Consider the following 22,521-nt stretch of genomic DNA (forward strand, 5'->3'; position numbering starts at 1 on the left):
AAAAAGCAGCTAACCTGCGCGTCCGCGTCAATTCTCAAACAAGCGCCATTGATCAGCATTTGGCCGCCGCGATGGGGGGTAGGTGAGATTCTCAATTTGGTGTCTTTCCCGTGATGCCCATTGACGTGATCGCATTCGTCAAGTTCTGTCAACAAAACTCGCCTAAGGCAGGAGCCTAAAATGCCCCATTCAGATCCGGCCTTCAGCCGCGCCGAGTATGACCGCAGATTGGCAAAAACCCGCGCTGCCATGGCAGCGGCGGGTTTAGATGCCTTGTTTGTCGAAGATCCTTCAAACATGGCATGGTTGACCGGGTATGAAGGCTGGTCGTTCTATGTGCATCAGGGGGTATTTGTGCTTCAGGATGCCGACCCGATCTGGTGGGGCCGAAATCAGGATGCCAATGGCGCGCGCAGAACCGTTTGGATGTCCAATGACCGGATCCATGGATATGCCGACGAATACGTACAATCCACCGTGCGTCACCCCATGCAGGATCTGGCCACGCTGATTGCGGACACTGGTATCGCGAAGGGGCGGATCGGTGTCGAGTTGGACAATTATTATTATTCGGCCAAAGCGCACCTGACTTTGCTGGCAGAGTTGCCAGACGCAGAGCTGATCGACGCAAACACATTGGTCAACTGGCAGCGCGCTGTGAAATCCGATGAAGAAATTGCGCTAATGCGAAAAGCTGCGCGGATATCCGAGCATGTGACCGACGGCGTATTGGAACGCATTGAACCGGGTATGCGAAAGAACGACCTTGTCGCGCAAATCTACCATGACGCAATCACCGGAGTTGGCGAGGATTGGGGCGATTACGCGGCCATTGTGCCCTTGCTCCCGTCTGGTCCGGATGCCGCTGCACCGCACCTGACTTGGGATGGTGAACCATTCAAATCCGGAGAGTGTACATTTTTCGAACTGTCAGGCTGCTATCGCCGTTACCACGCGCCCTTCTGCCGCTCGGTCTTTTTGGGTAAGCCACCCGACTTTTTGCTTCGTGCTGAAGCCGCGCTGGTAGAAGGGCTTGAAGCGGGACTAGAGGCCGCGCGTGCCGGAAATCAGGCGCGTGACATTGCTTTGGCACTGGCCACCCCGCTGGAACGGGCCGGTATCGAACGCGGCGCGCGATGCGGTTATCCAATTGGTCTCAGCTACCCACCGGATTGGGGCGAACGCACGATTTCCCTGCGACCCGAGGACGAGACCGTACTGGAACCCGGCATGACCTTTCACTTCATGCCAGGCCTCTGGATGGATGATTGGGGGTTGGAGATCACAGAGCCGATCCTCATCACAGATTCCGGACCTGCCGAATGTTTCTGCGACCGCCCCAGAAAGCTGTTTGTGAAGCCATGACTTTACCCAGAACCATGGAAATACTAGCCGACCTGATCGCTTTTGAGACGGTGTCAGCGGACTCGAATCTGGAAATGATCAGCTATCTGACCGAACGGCTCGAGGCATTGGGTGCACGGTGTATCGAGACGCGGGACAAGACCGGTGCAAAGGCGAACGTGTTTGCCACCCTCGGCCCCGATCAACCCGGCGGCATCCTTTTGTCAGGCCATACGGACGTGGTGCCAGTGGCCGATCAGGATTGGACAACCGATCCGTTCCAGATGGCTGAAAATGACGGCAAGCTCTACGGTCGCGGCACATGCGACATGAAGGGCTTCATCGCAGCGGCGGTGGCTTTCGGCGAAACGCTGGATGTCGGGAAGCTGACCCAGCCGCTGCACTTTGCCTTTACTTACGATGAGGAAGTCGGCTGCCTTGGTGCGCAAGCGCTGGTCGATGACTTGTCCGAACGCGGCATCGTTCCGGACATCGCGATTATCGGCGAACCGACTGAGATGCGCGTGATTGAGGGGCACAAGGGCTGCTTTGAATATACAACTCGCTTTACCGGGTTAGAGGGACACAGCTCTGCCCCCGATGACGGGGTGAATGCTGCGGAGTATGCCGCGCGATACATCGCCAAACTGCTGGAGCTGCGCCATATCCTCAAGTCCCGCGCACCCGCCGACAGCCGGTTCGAGCCGCCTTGGACGACGGTCAATATCGGCCAAATTTCAGGCGGCGTAGCCCATAACGTCATAGCCAGCAAGGCCGAGGTCTTGTGGGAGATGCGGCCCGTGCAAGCAGGCGACGCCGACCTCGTCAAAAAAACCCTTTCGGACTACGTACAGCATTCACTGTTGCCGGAAATGCAAGCGGTCCACAGCGACTCGAGCATCACGCAAGAGGCTATCGCCGAAGTCGAAGGCCTTGAGCCCATGGAAGAAAACGCAGCCCGTGATCTGGTCGCCGAACTGACCGGGGCCAACGGTACAGGTGTTGTTGCCTTTGCGACCGAGGCCGGGTTGTTTCAGAAGCTTGGCGTTCACGCGATCGTTTGCGGACCGGGTTCGATCGCTCAAGCCCACAAGGCGGACGAGTTTCTTGAAATCGAACAGTTGGACCTGTGCTGCAGAATGTTAACCCGTTTGGGTCAGCGCCTGACTCGTTAACCGGTTCCGTGCGTGCGGTCATATTTTGATCGATCCGGTTGCACATGCGCCGCACGCGCTTTCTCGCCGGGGTCATAGACCTCCATCACCAACGGATGGCAGGCAGCGGCATCCGAAGAATGTTCCGACGAACAATCCCCGCCGGGGCACGCAGACAGGCCGACGATCAGGTCAATCTCGGCATAAAACTCAAGATAGTCGCCCGGGCGAACCGGGCTGGCTTTCATAAAATACTGGCCCGTGTCGCGGGAAAATCCGGTGCACATGAACACGTTCAGCACGTCATGCACCAGCATTTCGGCCTCATGCAGCGGCAGGTCGCAATGGCTGGCCAGCGAGCGGGTCAGGTTCGAGTGGCAGCAATAGTGATAGTCGTCCCCCGATAGCAAACGCCCGGTATACGGATCACACCGTGTGCCAATCACGTCATGGACCGATCCGCCATAGGTATCGAACCCATACCAGTCCAGAGTATCGGCAACGATCGTCGCCATCGGTCGCATGTTGGGAAAGCTCGACCACATCCGGTCTCCGGTCGACAGGTGCGTGCCGTGCAGCGCGCGGGTTTTGCCGGAATAGAACCGCTCGGTCAGGTCATGCTTGTTCCACATGTTCAGGTCGCCAACCTGAGGACCGTCGACCGAAACCACCCTCAAGAAAGCGCCAGCCGGAACATCAATGCATGCCGCGTCACGCGGGGCAGCAGTGGCCTCGGCCACCTTTACGGCACCTTCGCGCAGTTGGCCCAAACCAATCAGATCAGGCTGCTGCAACGAGTCCGGTGGGTAGCAGATTACTGGGGCAATGGCCTTGCGGTCGGCGGCATCGGCCGGTGGTGGGAAGTTCGGTTTTGTCAGTTTCATGCGCCCCTCACTTCCCTCCGGAAATCCCTGCCTTTCCGAATCCTTAGCGCATTATGAAAGGGTTCGCCATCGGCTCTTGCGCGGTGCTGATCCAGGTGGTCTTGGTTCTGGTGTAATCCAGGATCGCCTCAACGCCGGCCTCGCGGCCATATCCCGACTGATTGAACCCGCCAAACGGCGCGATAGGAGAGATCGCGCGATAGGTGTTCACCCAGCAGATACCGGCCCTGATCCGTTTCGAAACACGGTGTGCACGCGCAAGGTTCTGCGTGAACACGCCCGAGCCCAACCCGTAAGGGGTGCTGTTTGCCAGCGCGATAGCCTCTTCTTCGGTATCGAACGGCAGCAAGGACATGACAGGTCCGAACATTTCGATCTTCAAGGTTTCGGTCTCGGGTGACACGCATTCGACCAAAGTGGGATTCATGTAATTCCCGGGACGCTCCGCTGCTTCTCCACCGAAATGGATCGTCGCGCCCTGCCCCTGCGCTTTGTCCAAGGTCTCTTCGATTTTGCGCACCTGCGCTGCCGTGCAAAGCGGTCCAACATGCGTTTCGGGCTGCAAAGGATCACCCAACCGGATGGCGCTGGCCTTTTCGGCGATCCGTTCGACCAGAGGTTCCAGGATTGACCGATGCACCAGCCCACGCGTTCCTGCCACACAGCTTTGGCCTGATGCGCCGAAATTTCCCGCAATCAGGCCATTTGCTGCACCGTCCAAATCGGCGTCCTCAAACACGAGGATCGGCGACTTTCCACCCAGCTCCAATGACGTGACCGCAAAGTTCTCAGCCGAGTTTCGCACCACATGGCGGGCGGTTTCAGGCCCACCCGTAAAGGCAATTCGGTCGACATCCGGGTGCCGGGTCAGTGGGATCGCGCAGTTTTCGGCGTCACCGGTGATAACCGACACAACTCCGGACGGGAACCCAGCCTGTTCAATCAGCTTGGCGAACTCCAGCATAGGTGCGGGCGCGATTTCCGATGCTTTCAGCACGACGGAACACCCGGCAGCCAACGCCGGACCCAGCTTGGTCGCGGTCAGGAACATTTGCGCGTTCCACGGCACGATCGCGGCCACGACGCCGATCGCTTCGCGTGTGGTAAAGACGTGCATGTCGGGCTTGTCGATGGGCAGGACCGTGCCTTCGATCTTGTCTGCCAGCCCCGCAAAGTAACGGTAGTAATCCGCGACATATCCGGTTTGTGCCGAGGTTTCCGCCAACAGCTTTCCGCTGTCGGTCGTCTCCAACTCACCCAGACGCGCGGCATTCTCAGCCACCAGATCGGCCAGGCGATACAGCAGCTTACCCCGCTGGGTCTGTGTCATATCCCGCCATTCCGGGTCATCCAGAACCCGTTTGGCGGCGGCAATGGCGCGATCAACATCGGAGGAAGTAGCGCACGCGAATGTGGCCCACCCCTGACCTGTCGCCGGATTTTCCGATGTCATCACCTGCGAGGCTGATCCTTCGGTCCAAGTGCCGTCAATGAACAGCTGAAAATGCGGTAGGTTTCCCATGGTCGTCCTCACTGAAATGCCGGCATGACGTCGTCGATGAACCGCGCCAAAGAGGCGCGCTTGCGTTCATTGGTCATGCCGCTGTCGACCCAGAACGAAAACTCATCATAACCCAGATCCTCATAGCGCTTGATCCTGTCGATCACCTGTTGGGCAGTCCCAACTGTCAGATCACGGCCCAATTTTTCTTTGGTATACATCGGGTTCGCGTCCATCTCGGCTTCGGTAATCGGCTTAATCAAGCCCTGTTCAACCGACCGTTTATTCAGGAACCAAGCACCAAAGTAATTGTAGTACCGGCGCAGATTTTGCACGCCCTGCGCAACATCGTCGTCATCTTTACCGACATAGGTGTGGTGCAACAGCATGATCTTGGGGCGCAGCCCCTCGTAGCTGTCACAGGCATCGTTGAACCGCCCCATCAGGGTCTCGATCTCTTCCATACCCTGCCACAGCGGGGTGACCTGAATATTGAATCCGTTGTGAACGCCGAATTCGTGGCTGTTAGGATCCCGCGCGGCGATCCAGATTGGCGGGCCGTCCTCCTGATATGGCTTCGGTGCCGAAGTTGCGGCCGGAAACGCATAGAACTCGCCTTCATGGGCACAATCGCCCTTCCAGATCTGAGGCAACAGCGGGGTGGACTCGCGCATGCGCTGCCCCGCCTCCCAAGCGTCCATTCCCGGCATCAGACGTTCGTATTCATAGGAATACGCACCGCGCGCGATCCCCAACTCGATACGCCCTTTCGTCATCTGATCCGCTGCGGCGGCCTCACCTGCCAGTTTGATCGGATGCCAGAACGGCGCAATTACCGTTCCGGTGCCCAACCGCACATTGCGCGTGTGATGCGCCAGATCGACCAGCGACAGAAACGGGTTGGGGGCAATGGTGAACTCCATCCCATGATGTTCACCTGTCCAAACTGCCCGCATGCCCCCGTCATCAGCCATCTTCACCAGGCTCACGAATTCATCATACAGAACATCGTGAGGCTGATCCGGGGTCAGACGTTCCACGTGGGCAAACAGTGAAAACTCCATCAAATGGCTCCTTTACCGAAACTGTGAATTTCGCCGCGCTCGGCGTCGCCGAGATACAGCCCGAAAACGCCTTCGCGGGCTTCAAGGGCGTAGCGGGTCATCATGTGGTGCAAACTATTGCTGGCGTAAGTCAGATCAGCCAGATCGCCGATATCTACCCATTCGGCATTTTCCACCGGGATGTTCTGAACGCAAGACGCCAGAAAGAACGTGTAGTGCAGGTTCGTTTCGGCATCGTTGAACGAAGAATAGACCTGTTCGATCTGCGCCTGAATGCCCCGATCAGAAAGGCCCTGTGCCAACCTGTTGCGTTGCCCCCCGGGTTCTGCACCGGCGATTTGAACCGGGCGAAATGCGCCTTCGTAGCGTTCCAGAAGAACTTTGCCATTTGCCGCAACAATCGCGCCGCAGATTGTCGGAACCTGCGCGTCCATCTGACGCTCGAGCCCAAGACTGAAGTACGACCCGTTCACATAACCCAGACCGTTTCCACCGATATGGGTGAAGTCTGTGACACGACCAATCAGAACCGTGTGGTCGCCTGCGGGCAGCGCCTGATGCGTTTCACAACTGAACTGCGCCAGCGCTCCGTCGATCAGCGGCAAGCCATTGGCTCCGTCGCGATGCGCCACCCGACCAAATCGGTCGCCCTTGAAACTTGCGAAGGTATTCGAGACGCCCTGCTGCCCATCTGCCAGAACATTCACCGCAAAATGCGAGCATCCGGCAAAGGTATCGTGGCTGGACAGAAACTTGCCGGGGCAGACCAACAGCAAAGGCGGATCAAGCGACACGGACGTGAAGGAATTTGCCGTGAACCCAACCGGGTTTCCAGAGGTGTCGCGGGTCGTCACAACCGTTACACCGGTCATGAAGTTGCCGAATGCATCACGCAGGGAGCGAGTGTCTATCTCGGTCATGGCAGGCACCTCCGAACGAACTCAAGCAATTTAGCGTTAACGTCAGCAGGGTGCGTCATGGGCATCATGTGGGCAGCATTTGGGACTATCTCTACCCGCCCATTTGTCACCTTCTGCGCCATGCCCTGTGACATGCCCGGTGTGGAATTCGGCTCATCCGCGCCTGTCATAAACAGTGCCGGGCATTTGATTTGCCTCAGTTGTGCGTCAGTCGGCCCATCGCTTTCGGCGAAGATGGTATAGGCCGCTTTGTATGCGCCCGGGTGGACATCTTTCAGCCAACGCGAACAGGCTTCGCCTTCTTCTGAAACCTGATCGCCGAACCAACGCTGCAAAGTCACGGTGGGATCGTTTATGGCCGCAGCATCCAGTGCCGCCGCGCGGGTCGTGACAGCCGCACGCGCTTCGGGGGTTCGGCGGTAAATTGCGTTCAACGCGGCAACGCCTCTCACCTGATCATGCCCCGATGCCGCAACGTCCAAAGCGATCAAAGCTCCCATGGAATGCCCAATCAGAACGGCAGGCTCGGTCAATCGGGCCGCGATCGGGTTGGAGTACCCATCCAGCCCTATAGCACCTTGAAACTGGGTTTTTCCGTGCCCGGGCATATCCGGACACAGAACACGATACCCGGCGGCAGACAGCGCATCGATTTGCGCGCCCCAGGCTTCGGCCCGCAGGCCAACGCCATGGAGCAGAACCACAAGCGGGCCTTCACCTTCGTCTATAGCGGCGAGCCCGCCGATGTCAGACCGAGGCCGGGTTGTCCACGTCATGGCCCAAATCCTTCAAGTCCTGATAACGGTCGCCGATGCGATGATGCGGACGGCCCGAGGTTGCTCCGCCCAAAACCACGACGATCTCATCCGCACGGGGCGCGTCGGGGATGGCGAATTGCAGCGTCAGATAGTGTGACCGGCGGCCTGCATCGTTCTTGTCCATCAGTGGCACCATGATCGGTGTGTTCGCAGGCCCCCGGGTGTTGGTGAATGAAAGATAGGACTTGGCACCAACTGCCTGCCGGAAGATATTTCCGAAATGCAGCGTGTGGATCAGGCCCGAGGCATGCTCGACCTCTCCGTCCAGCCCCACAACCGCGGCCTTGCCATAAGCCTCAATCGCCTCGCCGCTTCCGGCCAGCGCGATCATCTTGTCGGTCAATTCTTGGCCCAGAATTGGGCCATAGGCCAAAATTTCAGGCCGCAGATCTTCGACGAAACGCCCGACCCAAGGGTTCGTGACAACCGCTGCCACGGCGAACATGCGCCACGGCCGTTCGGCTTTGCGATATCCTTCGATCAGAACTTCTTCGTCGAAGGTCACTATTTTACGAATTTCCGGCTGCACGATATCCCCCAATCTTGAGTACGAGAAATATCTTTGATTGGCCGGCACTTTGACAAACGAAAGAAGTTGGGTCTTAGGTATTAACAAAGCTACTAGGTCGGTTGCACATGCCCAAAACACTGCCCCCCCTTACATGGTTCAGGTCTTTCGAGGCTGCGGCCCGACGGCTGAGCTCAACAGCTGCGGCGGATGAAATCGGATTGACTCAATCCGCCGTAAGCCAACAAATCAGGTCGCTGGAATCCCGGCTTGGTGTCGTTCTGTTTCATCGGCACCCGCGCGGCCTGTCCTTGACGGATGAGGGGCGAAAGCTGCTGCCGCAAGTCGAAGCCGCACTGCAATTGCTGCAATCCGCCGCCTCTCCGTATTTGGCAGAGGAACGGGCCAAGCACGTCACTGTTGCGGCGTCGATCAGTATCATCGAATGGTTGATTTCCCCAGCGTTACCTCGGTTCCGAGAGCAAAACCCAGATACGTCCATTCGCTTTGTCAGCACGATCTGGCCGGATGAATACTCGGCCCTGCGCGCCGATGTCGAAATCCGGTTCGGGTCGGAAAAACAGGTTGGACGGGATGCAATGCCTTTACGACCGAATGACCTGATCGCGGTAAAAGCACCTGGCTTGGTTGGCGCTTTTCAGGACTTGCCCCTGATCGAGGCCGTGGGAACGTCAGACAACTGGTCCACATGGGCGGAAGTCACCGGTCATAAAATCCATACCCCGGCCTATTATGTCGATTCTTACGGGCTCGCCTTGCAATTGGCGGCTTCCGGGAACGGCGTGGCCTTGGTGAATGCACTTATCGCCGATCACGCTCTGCAGACCGGACAGGTCGCGCGTGCCTTCGATGAGACTGCTCCAGCGGCCGAAGGGTACTTTCTGGCCGTGCAGCGCGCATCACCCGAGGTTGACGCCTTTGTATCATGGTTTTCACAATTGGTTCCCGGCTCGTCACACCAAAGGGTCTGATTCAGACACACCAATGTCGCATCTGAGGATATCGCTGAGCAGGAAAATAGTGAATTCTGGCAAAAAAGGTCCGATTCATGCGATATTCAGGCTTTCGAGTCATCAAAGAGGCGCTTACCGGCCACAAAGGGTGGAAACCGGTCTGGCGTGACCCCGAACCCAAAGTTCATTACGACATTATCGTCATAGGCGGTGGTGGTCATGGGCTGGCGACGGCCCATTATCTGTCCAAGGTCTACGGTCATCGCAATGTCGCGGTTGTCGAAAAGGGCTGGATCGGCGGCGGCAATGTCGGGCGGAACACGACAATCGTTCGCTCGAACTACATGCTGGACGGGAATGAGCCGTTCTATGAATTCTCGATGAAACTGTGGGAAGGGCTTGAACAAGACCTGAACTACAACGCCATGATGAGCCAGCGCGGAATACTCAACCTGTTCCACACGGATGGTCAGCGCGACGCTTATACGCGGCGCGGCAATGCGATGATCCTGCACGGTGCAGATGCCGAATTGCTGGATGCCGATCAGGTACGCAAAGAACACCCCTATCTGAATTTCGACGACGCGCGTTTCCCGATCAAAGGCGGTCTGGCCCAGCGGCGGGGCGGCACCGCGCGCCACGATGCCGTGGCCTGGGGCTTTGCCCGGTCCGCGGACAGCCACGGTGTCGACATCATCCAGAATTGCGAAGTCACCGGGCTGCGTATCGAGAACGGCAAATGCCTGGGCGTCGAGACCTCAAAGGGCTTTATCGGGGCTAACAAAGTCGGCTGCGCTGTTGCCGGAAACTCGGGCCGGGTGATGGGCATGGCGGGCATGCGCCTACCGATCGAAAGCCACGTGTTACAGGCGTTTGTGTCCGAGGGTCTGAAGCCGGTTCTGCCCAGCGTCATCACCTATGGGGCCGGACATTTCTATGTCAGCCAATCCGACAAAGGCGGGCTCGTCTTTGGCGGCGACATCGACGGTTACAACACCTTTGCGCAACGCGGGAATCTGCCTGTGGTCGAGGATGTCTGCGAAGGCGGCGTCTCGTTGATGCCAATGATCGGCCGCGCCCGTCTGCTGCGTATGTGGGGTGGTGTTATGGACATGTCGATGGATGGCTCACCCATCATCGACCGCACACCGGTTGAGGGGCTCTATTTCAACGGCGGCTGGTGTTACGGCGGGTTCAAAGCGACCCCGGCGTCCGGTTACTGTTTTGCGCATCTGTTGGCGAAGGACGAACCGCACTCTACCGCCACGGCCTATCGCTTCGACCGGTTCCGCACGGGCCGGATGATCGACGAAAAGGGCGTGGGCAACCAGCCCAACCTGCATTGAGGGGAGCACGAGAATGATTATCAACCATCCCCTTCTGGGCCCGCGCGACGCATCTGAATTCACCTATCTGGGTGACGCGTCACTGATTAACCGCCCGGACTGGCAGGCCGAAGACGCGGCGGACGCGTTCTATGAATACGGCTATCTGCGCGACAATCCCGCAGGCGAGCATCAAGAACTGTGGTATCATGAGGCTGGCGACCGGTCTTGGCTGGTCGTTACCCGCGACACCACCACTCATGAGATTTCTAAGGTAGAACTGGCCCGCGATGTGGCCCGCGCGCGGGGGCGATCCAAATGACGCAATCCAACAGGCTGGGCGGTGGCCAGATCGACCGCAACACCACTGTTAACTTTCGGTTCGACAACCGCAACTATACCGCCCATCCCGGCGATACACTGGCTTCGGCTTTGCTGGCCAATGACGTGCGGTTGATCGGACGCTCGTTCAAGTATCACCGCCCACGCGGCCTTCTGACCGCCGGATCCGAGGAACCCAACGGCATTGTCGAGCTGCGCTCTGGCAACCGGCAGGAACCCAACACACGGGCCACAACAACCGAGATGTTTGACGGGCTGGAGGCGCAATCGCAGAACCGCTGGCCAAGCCTGAAGTTCGATGCGCTGGGTGTAAATGATCTATTCTCAAACTTCCTGTCCGCCGGGTTCTATTACAAGACATTCATGTGGCCGGCCGCTTTTTGGGAAAAAGTCTATGAGCCGATCATCCGTCGCGCCGCGGGCCTTGGCTCTTTGTCGATGGAGGCTGACCCCGACGAATATGACAAGGGGTTCCGCCACTGTGATCTGCTGATCATCGGCGCCGGTCCATCGGGCTTGATGGCAGCTCTCACCGCGGGGCGCGCTGGAGCGGATGTTATTCTGGCAGACGAGGATTTTCGGTTCGGCGGACGTCTGAACAGCGAGACATTTTCGGTTGACGATCAAAGCGCCAGCGACTGGGCAGCGCAGGCCGTCGCGGAACTGTCATCCTTGCCCAACGTCCGGCTGATGGCCAGATCCACTGTCATCGGCGCCTTCGACCACGGCATCTATGGCGCTGTAGAACGCACCGGGGATCACGTGGCCACCCTGCCCGCCGGTAAGCCGCGCCAAATCCTCTGGCGCATTTACACCAAGAAAGCCTTGCTGTGTGCTGGCGCGACCGAGCGGCCAATTGCGTTCGAAAACAACGACCGCCCCGGCATCATGATGGCCAGCGCCTTGCGAACTTATGCCAATCGGTTTGCGGTTACGGCCTCTCAACGCGTGGCGATCTTTACCAACAACGACGACGGTCACCGCACCGCCGCCGACTTGCATGCCAAGGGCGTTCACATTTGCGCCGTTGTCGACGTGCGCGAGGATGCTCCGGTCAACTACGATTACGAAGTCCTGAGCGGCGCACAGGTTGTGAATACCAAGGGGCGTCTTGGTCTGACCTTTGTCGAAGTTGCCCTGCCCGACGGCTCGACCCGCACGCTGGAATGCGGCGCGCTGGGCGTTTCGGGGGGTTGGAACCCGAATGTGCACCTGACCTGCCATCAGCGCGGGCGTCCGGTTTGGAACGACGATCTGGCCGCCTTTGTGCCCGGTTCAAATCTGCCCGCCGGATTGACTGTCGCGGGCGCAGCGAACGGAGTGATGTCTACGCAAGGTGCATTGCAATCCGGTGCCGAGGCTGCCGCTGCAGCGCTGGAGCTGAGCGTTGCTCAGCCTGTCTTGCCCGAGGCCGAGGATACTCCGATCGCGCAGAAACCGTTCTGGTATGTCGAAGGCTGCAAACGCGCTTGGCTGGACCAGCAAAATGACGTGACCGTCAAAGACGTCAAACTCAGCTATCAGGAAGGGTTCCGGTCAGTTGAACACCTGAAACGCTATACCACCCTTGGCATGGCGACTGATCAGGGCAAGACCTCGAACATCAGCGCATTGGCGATCATGGCCGAGGTGGCCGGAAAATCGATCCCCGAAACAGGGACAACCATTTTTCGCCCGCCTTACACGCCTGTTCCGATCAGCACCTTCGCCGGTCGGATGAAGGGACAAGAATTCCACCCCACGCGCCTGACGCCCTCGCATTACTGGGCCAAGGAGAAAGGCGCTGTGTTTGTCGAAGTCGGCAACTGGCTGCGCGCGCAGTGGTTCCCCCTTCCGGGTGAGACTCATTGGCGTGAATCAGTGGACCGTGAAGTGCGCCAGACCCGCGCGTCCGTCGGGGTGTGCGACTGTACGACACTTGGAAAAATCGACGTGCAGGGCGCGGACGCGGCTGATTTCCTGAACCGCGTCTACGCGAACGGTTTCGCCAAGCTTCCCGTGGGAAAAACCCGCTATGGCCTGATGCTTCGCGAAGACGGTATGGTAATGGACGATGGCACAGCCGCGCGTCTGGCCGAGGATCATTTTGTCGTCACAACGACCACGGCCAACGCGGTAAATGTCTATCGTCACATGGAATTTGTGCGCCAATGCCTGTTCCCGGATATGGATGTGCAGCTGATCTCGACCACGGAATCCTGGGCGCAATATGCTGTCGCTGGTCCCAATTCGCGCAAGCTGTTGCAAAAGATCGTCGACCCTGAATTCGACATCTCGAACGACGCGTTCCCGTTTATGGGCTGTGGCAACATTACGGTCTGCGGCGGGTTGCGCGCGCGGCTGTTCCGGATCTCATTCTCGGGAGAGTTGGCGTTCGAAATCGCGGTACCTTCACGTTATGGCGACGCCCTGATGCGGCGTCTGATGACCGAGGGTGAGGAATTTGACGTGGTCCCTTACGGCACCGAAGCGCTGGGCGTCATGCGGATCGAAAAGGGCCACGCGGCAGGAAACGAGCTGAATGGCACCACAACGGCATTGAACCTTGGATTGGGTAAGATGGTGTCGAAAAAGAAAGACAGCATTGGATCGACCCTGTCCGAACGCGAGGCTTTGGTAGAACCGGATGTCCTGCGGCTGGTCGGGATCAAACCGGTATCGCCCGAAGAAAAAGTCACCGCGGGCGGCCATCTGATGAACACGACCGGCCCTGTGGATGCCGCGCACGATCAGGGCTATGTCACTTCGGCTGCGTATTCGCCCATTCTGAACAGCAATATCGGGCTGGGTCTTTTGAAGGATGGTGCCAACCGGATGGGCGAGAAAATGCGCCTCGTGTCCCCACTGACCGATCTGACCGTCGAAGTCGAAATTGTATCGGCCCATTTCGTTGACCCCGAAGGAGAGCGTCTGCGTGCATGATCTAGTTGCAATAACCGCATTGGGCGGGTCAGAACCGCAGGTCGACACTGTTGGCGGGGTTACGTGCCGGGAAGTTCCGGGCGTCGCACTGGCATCCGTCGCCGCGCGGATGGGACAGGAAACCAAAGCCAGCAAAGCCCTGGCGAAACTGATCGGTGCCCCTGCACCTGGTATCGGCCAACATGCCGGTGACACTGTCACTGCTTTTTGGGCCGGTCCGGATCAGTGGATGATCGAGGCGCCTTTTGACACGCACGAGGAGCTTGCTGATCAGGTGAAGTCCGCTTTGGGCGATACCGCGTCGGTGACAGAACAGACCGACGGTTGGACACGTTTCGACCTGAACGGCGATCAGATTCCGGCTGTGTTGGAACTGTTATCTATGCTGGACCTGCGCAATATCGATGCGGGCAGCGTCGCCCGTTGCTCAATTCACCACATTGGCTGCTTTGTTCTCTGTCGGTCAGATGAAGCGTTCAGCATTTATGGCCCCCGTTCATCCGCCGGATCGTTGCATCATGCCATCGTCACTGCAATGCGTTCGGCGCTGTAAAGCAGTGTCAGACTGACGGCAGCGGCGCATTACCTTCAACGCGGAAGCGATTGATCCTACGGCGATCTTCGCTGGGGCTTAGCCCAAAGGCCGACCGGTAATGCGTCACAAGCGGCGCCACTGAACCATACCCGATCGCAGCCGCGATGTCTGCGATTGGGTCTTTGGTATAGACCACCATCTGGCGCGCCGCCTTCATGCGCATTGCGCGATAATAGTGGCTGGGGCTTTGGCCTGTCGCCTGTTTAAAGGCACGTTCCACCTGGCGCGGCGTAACCCCCATCTGCTGTGCGGCCTCTGCGATGGAAATCGGTTCGCTCATGTGGCCCGAGAATAGGTCGACACAGCGCGACACCAGCGGCGGCAGGCTGTCGCCAGTTTCCGGCGCGGTCGTGGTAGGAACCTGCTGCCGCACACCTGCCCCGCGCATCATCGGATGTTGAAACCAACAGGCAACCTCATGCGCGACTTCGCCACCCAGCCGATCCTCGATCAGATGCAGGGCCAGATCGAACCCGGCAGCGGCACCGGCTGCGGTGTAGCGTGTCGCCGTTTTCACGATCACCTCGCTACGCGAGTCGACTTCGGGAAACTCAGCCAGAAATGCGGCCTCATAGCACCAATGGACGGAAACAGGTTGCCCCCCCATCACCCCGGACCGGACCAATGGGAAAACCCCACCGCTAATCCCGCCCAAAACGGTGCCATGCCGTCCGAGACTGCGCAGAGCACCGTTGCCAACGGTTGTGTTGTCAAAGCCGGACGTTGGGCTGCTGAGAAGGAACAAAATGTCGATATCCTTGCAGTCGGTCAAAGACCTCTCGGCCTCGAACCGGACACCTGCGCTGGATTGTACTTTCTGTTGACGCTCGGACAGCAGCGACCAGCAGAACGCCTCTTGCCCGGCGATTTCATTGGCCGCCCGCAACGGCTCGATCACCGAGGTCAGGCAAGCCATGGGAAAGCCGTCGAACAGCAAAAAGCCGATTTTGATTCTGTCTTCGTTTCGCATAAGGCTGTTCTAACAAGATTTCCGCAACTGCCCTATGCGAAGTTCATGTCCACCGGATCAAGCCGATGATCGCCGAGGCCGCATAAAACCCCTGCAACAACAGGAACGTCCAGCGGCGATCAATCACGGCCCAGGCCGCAAACAGGCCCGAGGACAGTAACAACAGGGCAAACCCGAACAGCTCGGCCCCTGTATTAGACGCGATCAACAAGGCATAGGCCATGGCCAGAACCGATCCGCCGATTTCGAATACGGTCGTCAGACCGCGCTGGTCACGGGTATTGATTTGATCTGTCATGGCTCAGCCCTTTCGCTTCAGGAGATTGATCAGCGGCGCGGGTGTCTGTTTGGGCTGATCATTTATCGGGGATTGACCGGAATTTTTCGGCAACTTGTGAACGACGGGAACCTGATCAGTGACCGGCCCACTAAGCGCCGGATTCCAAGGCCGTTCAGACTGACCAAGACCCGCCAGATCGAACAAGTGTACCCTGTTGCCCGCCGCTGCCATTTCAGGCAGCACGTCGCGCCGGATGTAAGATAATGTGCTGTGGATCAAAACCACCGGATCGCCCACCCCATGGATTCCGGGGGCCATCCGCGGGGTTTTGATCACTGTGTGGTCCGGGACGAGATGCGGCATGCGAATGCTCCTGTGCTTTGGATTTCCTGACCAGTAGTTCAATACTGGTATGTGACACAAATGAATGATATTCATACTTCAATCCAAATTTGTCATGGCTTCACAAATGACCGACCGATTGGAAATTGACGCCCTGCGCGCCCTTCTAGCCATCGCATCCCATGGCGGCGTGACGCGCGCGGCCGAGCATCTGGCGCTGTCGCAATCGGCAGTCAGCCACAAAATCAGACGGTTAGAGCAAGCACTGGACTGCGATCTGCTGGCGCGCCGACCCGGTGGCCCTCTGTTCACGGATACTGGTCTGCGCCTGTGCGATTATGCCCGCCGAATTTGTTCCCTGCACGATGAGGCGCTTGCCAGCTTGGGCAAGAAACCTTTGGCCGGCGCACTCCGGCTGGGTATGACCGAGGACACGGCCACCAGCGACATCGCTCGCATATTGGGTCGTTTCACACGGCTTTATCCGGACGTTCAGGTCCGAACACGCACCAGTCAAAGTATGAACGTGCAAGAGTGGTTGAAGGCCGGAGAGTTGGATGTCGCCGTCATGCAAATCTTTCGGCACGATGCGCGGCCAGATGACCTGATCCTGTTCGAGGACACTCTGCACTGGGTAAAATCACCGGATTTCCAACTGGATACGACAGCACCTGTTCCCTTTCTGTCCTTCGACAGCCAGTGCTTCTATCGAAAATGGGGCTTCGGAGATGGGCAGCTGCAAGGGCACCGCTTCAACAACGTATTAGAGTGCCCAAGCGCCACTGGCATTCAGTCGGCCGTGCGGTCCGGTTTGGGCGTCGCCCTGTTGAATGGAATGCATGTCACACCGGACATAGAGGTGATCAAAGGCGTGTTCCCCGATCCCCCGGCGATCATTTTTGTCGCGCGGATGCATGTTAAGCGCCGAAACCCTGCCGCGATGGCGCTGGTTCAAGAGATCAGCCGCGAGGTTGAAGGCCCCAACCCTTTGAAAGTGGTCAGCTGAGTGTTTGTACCGGAAAAGCCTAAACAACGACCTCCACGATGGCCGGATTTTCCGTCGACTTCTGCGGATGGGAGGAGTGGTTTGGCGAAAGAGCCTAGGACCAAGAGGTAGGACGATCAACTCCTCAGATCAGGTCTGATCAATTGCGCGGTCCCGTTTCTGCAAAGCGCGGATACGCATCCGCTGGGCCGCATGAACATGGGCGCGCATCGCCAGCTCGGCTGCGTCGCCGTCACGAGCCTGCAAGGCTTCCATCACACGGCGATGCTCATCCGCGGCATCGTCTGCGCGCTGACCGTCCAGCATTTGGGACGGGCCCAATATCAACAGCGCCTTTTGCAGCGATAGCATCGACTTTGTGAGAAAGCGGTTTTTGGCGGCATCCAATAGTGTAGCATGGAAAATACGGTTCAACTGGGCGGCCACCGGACCGGTGCCAGCCTCGGCAAGGCGATTGTTCAGGACATTCAGTTCGTCCGGTTCCACATCCGAAGCCGAGCGTGCCGCCAAACGTGCCGCCGTGCCCTCAAGTACGGCGCGCATTTCGTACAGCTCCATGACTTCCGAATAGCTCAGGCTGCGAACCGTTGCGCCCAGCCTAGGGACATGCGTAACCAACCCATCCGCTTCGAGTTGCCGTATCGCTTCGCGCACAGGTGTTCGGCTGACACCCAGTCTTTCGGACAGCTCGATCTCTCTGAGCCTGTCACCTGGCAACAAAACGCCCTCGCGAATTTCATCCAGCAAACGCTGATAAGCGGAACTCCCCTGCGGGCCGGTCTGATTAGGATCTTCTTGAGTTTTCATCAATCTCAATCTTGCATATTGGATATCTTTGTATACATTTGGATACACATCTTATTCAACGAAATCGGACACTATCCTTGACCGCTTCAAGCCTTCATTTGTCCCCGCTGTTGCAACGGTAAGTCACGCTGACTTTGGCTATGTTGGGAACTGCAGTTTTTTGGGCGTTGAACCTGCCGCTGCCCTTTCTGTTCGGGCCGATGTCAGCGTGTTTGATTGCCGCTTTGGCACACGCACCCATGCGGGATTTCGGGCAAATCTCGGTCACGTCCAGAACCATTCTTGGCGTCGCGGTCGGGGCGTCGATCACACCCAGCCTGTTCGCGGAACTTCCAAAGATGGCGGCGTCCCTTTTGCTGATACCGGTATTTATCCTGCTGATTGCAATGGTTGGTGTGCCGTTCTTTCGTAAATTCTGGGGCTTTGACGACAAAACTGCGTTTTTTGCGGCCATGCCGGGCGGCTTTCAGGACATGGTTATCTTTGGAGCCGAGGCCGGTGCCAATCCGCGAACCCTGTCTCTGATCCACGGGACGCGCGTATTGATTATCGTCACCCTTGCCCCTTTGTTCCTGACTTTGTTTTAAGGTGCCGAACTGACCAACCCGTTGGGCGAACCTGCCTCGGCCCTACCCTTGCATGAACTGATACTCATGGCGGTCGCAGTTTTTGTCGGCTGGAAAGGTGGAGAGAAGATCGGGCTTTTCGGTGCCTCGATTCTTGGACCATTAATCCTGACAGCGGCCTTATCGCTTGGGGATTTCATCCATACCCGCCCCCCCGCGCGAGGCGATCCTGTTCGCCCAATTCTTCATCGGCTGTGGGATCGGCGTCAAGTTCGTCGGCATCACGTGGTCGGAACTCACACGCGTCGTGGCGGCTGGGTTCACCTATGTGATCTTGCTGGCCGTTCTGGCCGCTGCTTTCACGGCAGTGGTCACCACGCTGGGGCTGGGCCATCCGGTCGAAGCCTTTCTAGCTTTTGCACCGGGCGGTCAGGCAGAGATGACAGTGCTGGCCATCGTATCAGGGGCGGATCTGGGCTATGTGGTCACACACCACCTGGCGCGCATTGTCGTCGTGATCATCGGCGCGCCAATCGCGGCCAACCTACTTCTGCGCTGGTCGAAATCCAGGGATTGACGGATTCACGTAAAAACGCGGCTGGATAAATGTTGATAGGGGATTGTGGCGGTGCTGTCAGACTAATTCGAACCAGTCTCAGTTTGCCGAGGAAACCGCGAACCTATCCGGAACAGAGTTGACGCCACTCGCTAAGAGCGGCGGCGCGGGTCAGCTTGAAGGTGTCTCGACTGGCTAGCGATCTTTCCTGGTTGAAGTGGTTGTAGACAGAGGAATGGACGGAGGCGAATTTCTGCAAACTTCGCATGCGCCTGAAACGTTGCATAGCGCGCTCTCTTCGTCGGAAAGGCAGGTGCGAATTCTCAACGCGGTTGTTGAGCCACCTGCCCGTCTGTTGTTTTTCGAGGGCGCCTAAATCTCTGAGCGCTGCTTTGTAGGATGCAAAACGGTCGGTCACGACCTCCTCGGCGCAACCGTGCCGTTTCATCAATTTCTTAGGGAATTTCAGTGCTGCAGCTTTGTTTCGGCGTTTGGTGACAACGGCTTCCAGCACCTCGCCCTCGTGATCAACTGCACGCCAGAGATAGCGGCGTTTGCCATTCACCTTCCCAAAGACTTCATCCACGTGCCACTTCCATTTCGAGAACGCGCACAGCTGCTGCACCCGCTTCCGCCTGATCTCAGCAGCAAACATCGGGCCGAACCTATTCCACCAGTATCGGACAGTTTCGTGGCTCACGTCGATGCCTCGCTCGTGCAGTAAATCTTCGACATTCCGAAGCGAGAGTGGAAACCGAATATACAGCATCACCGCAAGGCGGATAATCTCAGGGCTGGTTTTGAAGTATTTGAATGAGGCAGGTCTGGTCATGAACAAAAGCTACGCAACCGCCCTACCCCTCTCAAGCAAAGTTCTTCTGACAAGACCCAACACGGTTTCTGTGGAGTGAAATCCACTGGTTTTATTTGCGCGGTGCTACGGGAGTAGCAATCTTATTGAATTCGGGGCATAATTTGGCATTGAGTTTTTTTGCTCTCAGGAAGCACCGCGTAGACACCGCTCAGGGCCAATGTGAATTACTTGAGTAATATTGGCCTAGTGGGATGGCAAAACATACCGTCGATCACATGTTTGGTCAGATTTGGAGGGCTAAAAACAATGGCAACCAAAGCCGAATTTTGTATGGCAGCGGCATAAGCCAGAGCTGCCACGGACGCACTAAAGAAAATGGCGCGTGATCCTTTAGGTGCGTTTGACCCTGGGTTGGCCACGACGGTTGCCAAGGCAGTGATCAAGAACCTGAATAAATGAGAGGAAAAGGCCGGCTTCATGGATTGTAAAACACTCCTCATCCTCAATCGAAAATCTGCGGCCCGACCTGACGTACGTTCGGCTGTCAGACCTCTGGAAAAGGAGCTTGGTCTGGAGATTGCTATCCCATGGTCAGGTAAACAGTTGCGAAAAACGATACACAAGCACTTGGCCAAGGGGGTGACGCGCTTTGTTGCAGGAGGTGGTGACGGGACACTCAACGCGGTTACCAGCGCCCTATTGCGATGCGATGCGGGACCAACCATTGTTTTGGGGCTTATGCCTTTGGGCACTGCTAACGACTTTGCCAGGTCTTATGGTGATGACGGATCGGATCTTTCTGCATCATTGGTGCAGGCCGCAACCGGAAGAGCCCGGTCGATAGATATTGGTTCCATCAACGGTCGCCCATTCGTGAATGTCGCCAGTGGCGGTTTTGGGGCCATGATTACCGCGACAACTCCCAAAGAAGTTAAGAGGCGGCTAGGAGGGTTAGCCTACACCCTTACCGGATTGGCGCGAGTTTCTGAGCTGAAACCAACGCAGGCCATGATTGCTTTGGATGGGTCAGAGCATAACTGGGCGTCGGTTTCTGCGCTGGTAATTGGCAACAACCGCTTTGCCGGTGGTGGGTTCGAAGTAACTCCAGAGGCTGACATGTTCGACGGGTTGCTCGATCTGGGTGTTTTGACCACGGACGAGTGGCCACCTGCAAACCTGTCTTTTGGAAATTTCCCCGACCTGAGTGACCCGATTGCGGGGCTCGTAAAACGTAGCCGTTTCAAACATGCGGTGTTGGAAACAGAAACACCGTTCCACTTAAACCTTGACGGTGAACCGATGGTGGACACGAGGTTCGAAATTTCGGTTCTACCGGGTAGACTAAGCTTTGCGCTACCTTCTACTGGGTCTTGATCTCTAAAGAATTGGAGCGAACAGGCGGGCAATCGGGGCGCCAATCCGGATATGCGGGGGCTGTTCAGCAAGCAATTTGTCTAGCCTAAACGACCGTTCGAAATCCTTTTCCAGCATCGCGGCTGTAGCCCCGGCGGCGCGTGTATCGAAGAAAACGGCCATTGCTTCAAAATTCAGCCGGAATGAGCGGTTATCCATGTTCGTTGTCCCTATCGCGGCCAAAGTATCATCAACAACCAATACTTTTTGATGCATGAAACCGGAACTATATCTCAAGACCTGTACTCCGGCCTCGCGGATTTCATCAAAAAAGGCAAAAGCGGCAAGCCAAGGAATCTTATGGTCAATGACGTCCGGAACCAGGATGCGGACATCTACTCCTTGCAACGCAGCGTGTTTTAAAGCTGTGAGCACATCGGTATCGGGTACGAAGTACGGCGAAGCGATCCAAATCCGACGTTTGGCATTCGCGATTGCCGTGAAAAAGAACAAGGCACCGGTTTCCATTTCGTCCCCGGGACCGGTTGGGACGATTAACCCGGACATGTTCTCTTCCATGTGACCAGCCTCCCAGTTCATCTCCGAAATCAGGATTTCTTCAGTTGCCCAATGCCAATCCTCTACAAACACCAGTTGCAACTGCGAGGCGATCGGGCCACGGATTTCGACATGTGTGTCGCGCCAATCACCGAATTTTGGGTCGCGCCCCATATATTCGTCTCCAACATTCAATCCGCCGGTAAAGCCGACCGTTCCGTCGACGATCACCGTCTTGCGGTGATTGCGTAAATTGAGTTGAAATCGGTTTTTAGCTCCGCGCATCTGCGCGGGTTCAACTACTTGCACACCGGCTGAACGGAGATCATTAAGATAGGAGTTTGGAAGTTTAACGCTCCCAACTGGATCGCACATGAACCGAACTGCAACTGCACGTTTTGCTGCGGTGATCAGATGGTCCTGCAGTTTCCGACCCAGATCATCATCATGAACAATATAAAACTGCACCAGAATGTAATCTTGGGCTGCGTCAATAGCGGCAAAGATTGCATCGAACGTTTCCTGCCCGTTTAATAGGATTCGCATGTTGTTGCCCCGGACCACAGGGAGTTCAGATATCCTTTCCAACGCTTCGGACGGAAACTCTGTAGGCACGTCGGGGGCATTGACCTCGCGAAACGTCTTGATTCCGTCAATTACCTCCTCGCTATCGCGGCGCGCAGTTAAGTATCGGTCGAACTTGTGATGCCCCAAAAAAAGGTAAAGCGGAACGCCAAGATACGGGGCAGTAATCAAAAAAACGACCCAACCCACTGCACCCTGAGAGGTTCGCGCCGATGAGATCGCTCTCCATGCAAACCAAATGGCAGTGGCTTCGAGGGCGATCAGGAGCAAGACCAGAATTGTGGACACCATGTGGGCCTCTTTGGTTCACGGTTGCTGAAAGGGCGTTCCAAC

The 22,521-nt window shown here is 57.2% G+C and carries 21 protein-coding genes and 1 pseudogene; 10 read left to right on the top strand and 12 right to left on the bottom strand.

Annotated elements, in window-relative coordinates:
* Positions 1-180 precede the first annotated feature (180 nt).
* On the top strand, positions 181-1,365 hold the full coding sequence (locus AC2FI9_RS02535) for a M24 family metallopeptidase (RefSeq protein WP_496765274.1): 1,185 nt from the start codon (positions 181-183) through the stop codon (positions 1,363-1,365).
* Between the two features lie 14 nt (positions 1,366-1,379).
* Positions 1,380-2,519: an acetylornithine deacetylase gene (gene argE / locus AC2FI9_RS02540; RefSeq protein ID WP_496765276.1), complete on the top strand. Its 1,140-nt coding sequence runs from the start codon at positions 1,380-1,382 to the stop codon at positions 2,517-2,519.
* Here the strand turns inward: argE and AC2FI9_RS02545 are convergent.
* From AC2FI9_RS02545 to AC2FI9_RS02570, 6 genes are read right to left on the bottom strand one after another with little or no spacing between them, the layout of a single operon-like run.
* Entirely contained in the window at positions 2,516-3,382 is an 867-nt protein-coding gene (locus AC2FI9_RS02545) for an urea carboxylase-associated family protein (RefSeq protein WP_496765278.1), read from the bottom strand. The genes argE and AC2FI9_RS02545 overlap by 4 nt on opposite strands.
* A gap of 43 nt (positions 3,383-3,425) precedes the next feature.
* Positions 3,426-4,904 (bottom strand): aldehyde dehydrogenase, encoded by a 1,479-nt coding sequence (locus AC2FI9_RS02550; protein WP_496765280.1) that lies wholly within the window; start codon positions 4,902-4,904, stop codon positions 3,426-3,428.
* An 8-nt stretch (positions 4,905-4,912) separates the two neighbouring features.
* Entirely contained in the window at positions 4,913-5,947 is a 1,035-nt protein-coding gene (locus AC2FI9_RS02555; protein ID WP_496765282.1) for an LLM class flavin-dependent oxidoreductase, read from the bottom strand.
* Positions 5,947-6,867: a flavin reductase family protein gene (locus AC2FI9_RS02560; RefSeq protein ID WP_496765284.1), complete on the bottom strand. Its 921-nt coding sequence runs from the start codon at positions 6,865-6,867 to the stop codon at positions 5,947-5,949. Before AC2FI9_RS02560 ends, AC2FI9_RS02555 begins: the two co-directional genes overlap by 1 nt.
* On the bottom strand, positions 6,864-7,643 hold the full coding sequence (locus AC2FI9_RS02565; RefSeq protein WP_496765286.1) for an alpha/beta fold hydrolase: 780 nt from the start codon (positions 7,641-7,643) through the stop codon (positions 6,864-6,866). The genes AC2FI9_RS02560 and AC2FI9_RS02565 overlap by 4 nt, the downstream gene beginning before the upstream one ends.
* A complete protein-coding gene (locus AC2FI9_RS02570; RefSeq protein WP_496765288.1) occupies positions 7,615-8,214 on the bottom strand; it encodes an amino acid synthesis family protein in 600 nt (199 codons plus the stop codon). Before AC2FI9_RS02570 ends, AC2FI9_RS02565 begins: the two co-directional genes overlap by 29 nt.
* Before the next feature lie 107 nt (positions 8,215-8,321).
* Here AC2FI9_RS02570 and AC2FI9_RS02575 point away from each other — a divergent pair, with 107 nt between their 5' ends.
* The 5 genes from AC2FI9_RS02575 (at position 8,322) to AC2FI9_RS02595 (ending at position 14,309) form a co-directional block, all read left to right on the top strand.
* Positions 8,322-9,185 (top strand): LysR family transcriptional regulator, encoded by an 864-nt coding sequence (locus AC2FI9_RS02575; protein WP_496765290.1) that lies wholly within the window; start codon positions 8,322-8,324, stop codon positions 9,183-9,185.
* A gap of 77 nt (positions 9,186-9,262) precedes the next feature.
* Positions 9,263-10,513 carry a sarcosine oxidase subunit beta family protein gene (locus AC2FI9_RS02580; protein WP_496765292.1) on the top strand — a complete coding sequence of 417 codons (1,251 nt, stop codon included), beginning with the start codon at positions 9,263-9,265 and terminating at the stop codon, positions 10,511-10,513.
* Positions 10,514-10,526: 13 nt separating this feature from the next.
* Positions 10,527-10,814 carry a sarcosine oxidase subunit delta gene (locus AC2FI9_RS02585; RefSeq protein ID WP_058277765.1) on the top strand — a complete coding sequence of 96 codons (288 nt, stop codon included), beginning with the start codon at positions 10,527-10,529 and terminating at the stop codon, positions 10,812-10,814.
* Positions 10,811-13,756, top strand: a complete 2,946-nt coding sequence (locus AC2FI9_RS02590) for a sarcosine oxidase subunit alpha family protein (protein WP_496765294.1) — start codon at positions 10,811-10,813, stop codon at positions 13,754-13,756. The genes AC2FI9_RS02585 and AC2FI9_RS02590 overlap by 4 nt, the downstream gene beginning before the upstream one ends.
* Entirely contained in the window at positions 13,749-14,309 is a 561-nt protein-coding gene (locus AC2FI9_RS02595; protein ID WP_496738636.1) for a sarcosine oxidase subunit gamma, read from the top strand. Before AC2FI9_RS02590 ends, AC2FI9_RS02595 begins: the two co-directional genes overlap by 8 nt.
* Before the next feature lie 7 nt (positions 14,310-14,316).
* Here the strand turns inward: AC2FI9_RS02595 and AC2FI9_RS02600 are convergent, their stop codons facing one another.
* The 3 genes from AC2FI9_RS02600 to AC2FI9_RS02610 are packed head-to-tail and all read right to left on the bottom strand — an operon-like array spanning position 14,317 to position 15,964.
* Positions 14,317-15,321, bottom strand: a complete 1,005-nt coding sequence (locus tag AC2FI9_RS02600; protein WP_496765296.1) for a GlxA family transcriptional regulator — start codon at positions 15,319-15,321, stop codon at positions 14,317-14,319.
* A 43-nt stretch (positions 15,322-15,364) separates the two neighbouring features.
* Entirely contained in the window at positions 15,365-15,619 is a 255-nt protein-coding gene (locus AC2FI9_RS02605) for a hypothetical protein (protein WP_496765298.1), read from the bottom strand.
* Between the two features lie 3 nt (positions 15,620-15,622).
* On the bottom strand, positions 15,623-15,964 hold the full coding sequence (locus AC2FI9_RS02610; protein ID WP_496765300.1) for a hypothetical protein: 342 nt from the start codon (positions 15,962-15,964) through the stop codon (positions 15,623-15,625).
* 106 nt (positions 15,965-16,070) lie between these two features.
* On the opposite strand from AC2FI9_RS02610, the gene AC2FI9_RS02615 reads away from it, so the two are divergent.
* Complete coding sequence (locus tag AC2FI9_RS02615) at positions 16,071-16,949, top strand: LysR family transcriptional regulator (protein WP_496765302.1); 879 nt, start codon at positions 16,071-16,073, stop codon at positions 16,947-16,949.
* A gap of 129 nt (positions 16,950-17,078) precedes the next feature.
* Here AC2FI9_RS02615 and AC2FI9_RS02620 read toward each other — a convergent pair whose 3' ends face one another.
* Complete coding sequence (locus tag AC2FI9_RS02620) at positions 17,079-17,756, bottom strand: GntR family transcriptional regulator (protein ID WP_496765304.1); 678 nt, start codon at positions 17,754-17,756, stop codon at positions 17,079-17,081.
* Positions 17,757-17,896: 140 nt separating this feature from the next.
* On the opposite strand from AC2FI9_RS02620, the pseudogene AC2FI9_RS02625 reads away from it, so the two are divergent.
* A pseudogene (locus AC2FI9_RS02625) lies at positions 17,897-18,899 on the top strand (AbrB family transcriptional regulator).
* Between the two features lie 103 nt (positions 18,900-19,002).
* Here AC2FI9_RS02625 and AC2FI9_RS02630 read toward each other — a convergent pair.
* Entirely contained in the window at positions 19,003-19,710 is a 708-nt protein-coding gene (locus AC2FI9_RS02630) for an IS6 family transposase (protein ID WP_496677384.1), read from the bottom strand.
* Between the two features lie 459 nt (positions 19,711-20,169).
* Between AC2FI9_RS02630 and AC2FI9_RS02635 the strand changes: the two genes are divergently transcribed.
* On the top strand, positions 20,170-21,066 hold the full coding sequence (locus tag AC2FI9_RS02635) for a YegS/Rv2252/BmrU family lipid kinase (protein WP_271946095.1): 897 nt from the start codon (positions 20,170-20,172) through the stop codon (positions 21,064-21,066).
* A 3-nt stretch (positions 21,067-21,069) separates the two neighbouring features.
* On the opposite strand, the gene cls is transcribed toward AC2FI9_RS02635, so the two are convergent.
* Positions 21,070-22,458, bottom strand: a complete 1,389-nt coding sequence (gene cls, locus AC2FI9_RS02640) for a cardiolipin synthase (protein ID WP_496765306.1) — start codon at positions 22,456-22,458, stop codon at positions 21,070-21,072.
* Positions 22,459-22,521: the final 63 nt, after the last annotated feature.

The sequence above is a fragment of the Ruegeria sp. CDSA246 genome (assembly GCF_059611225.1).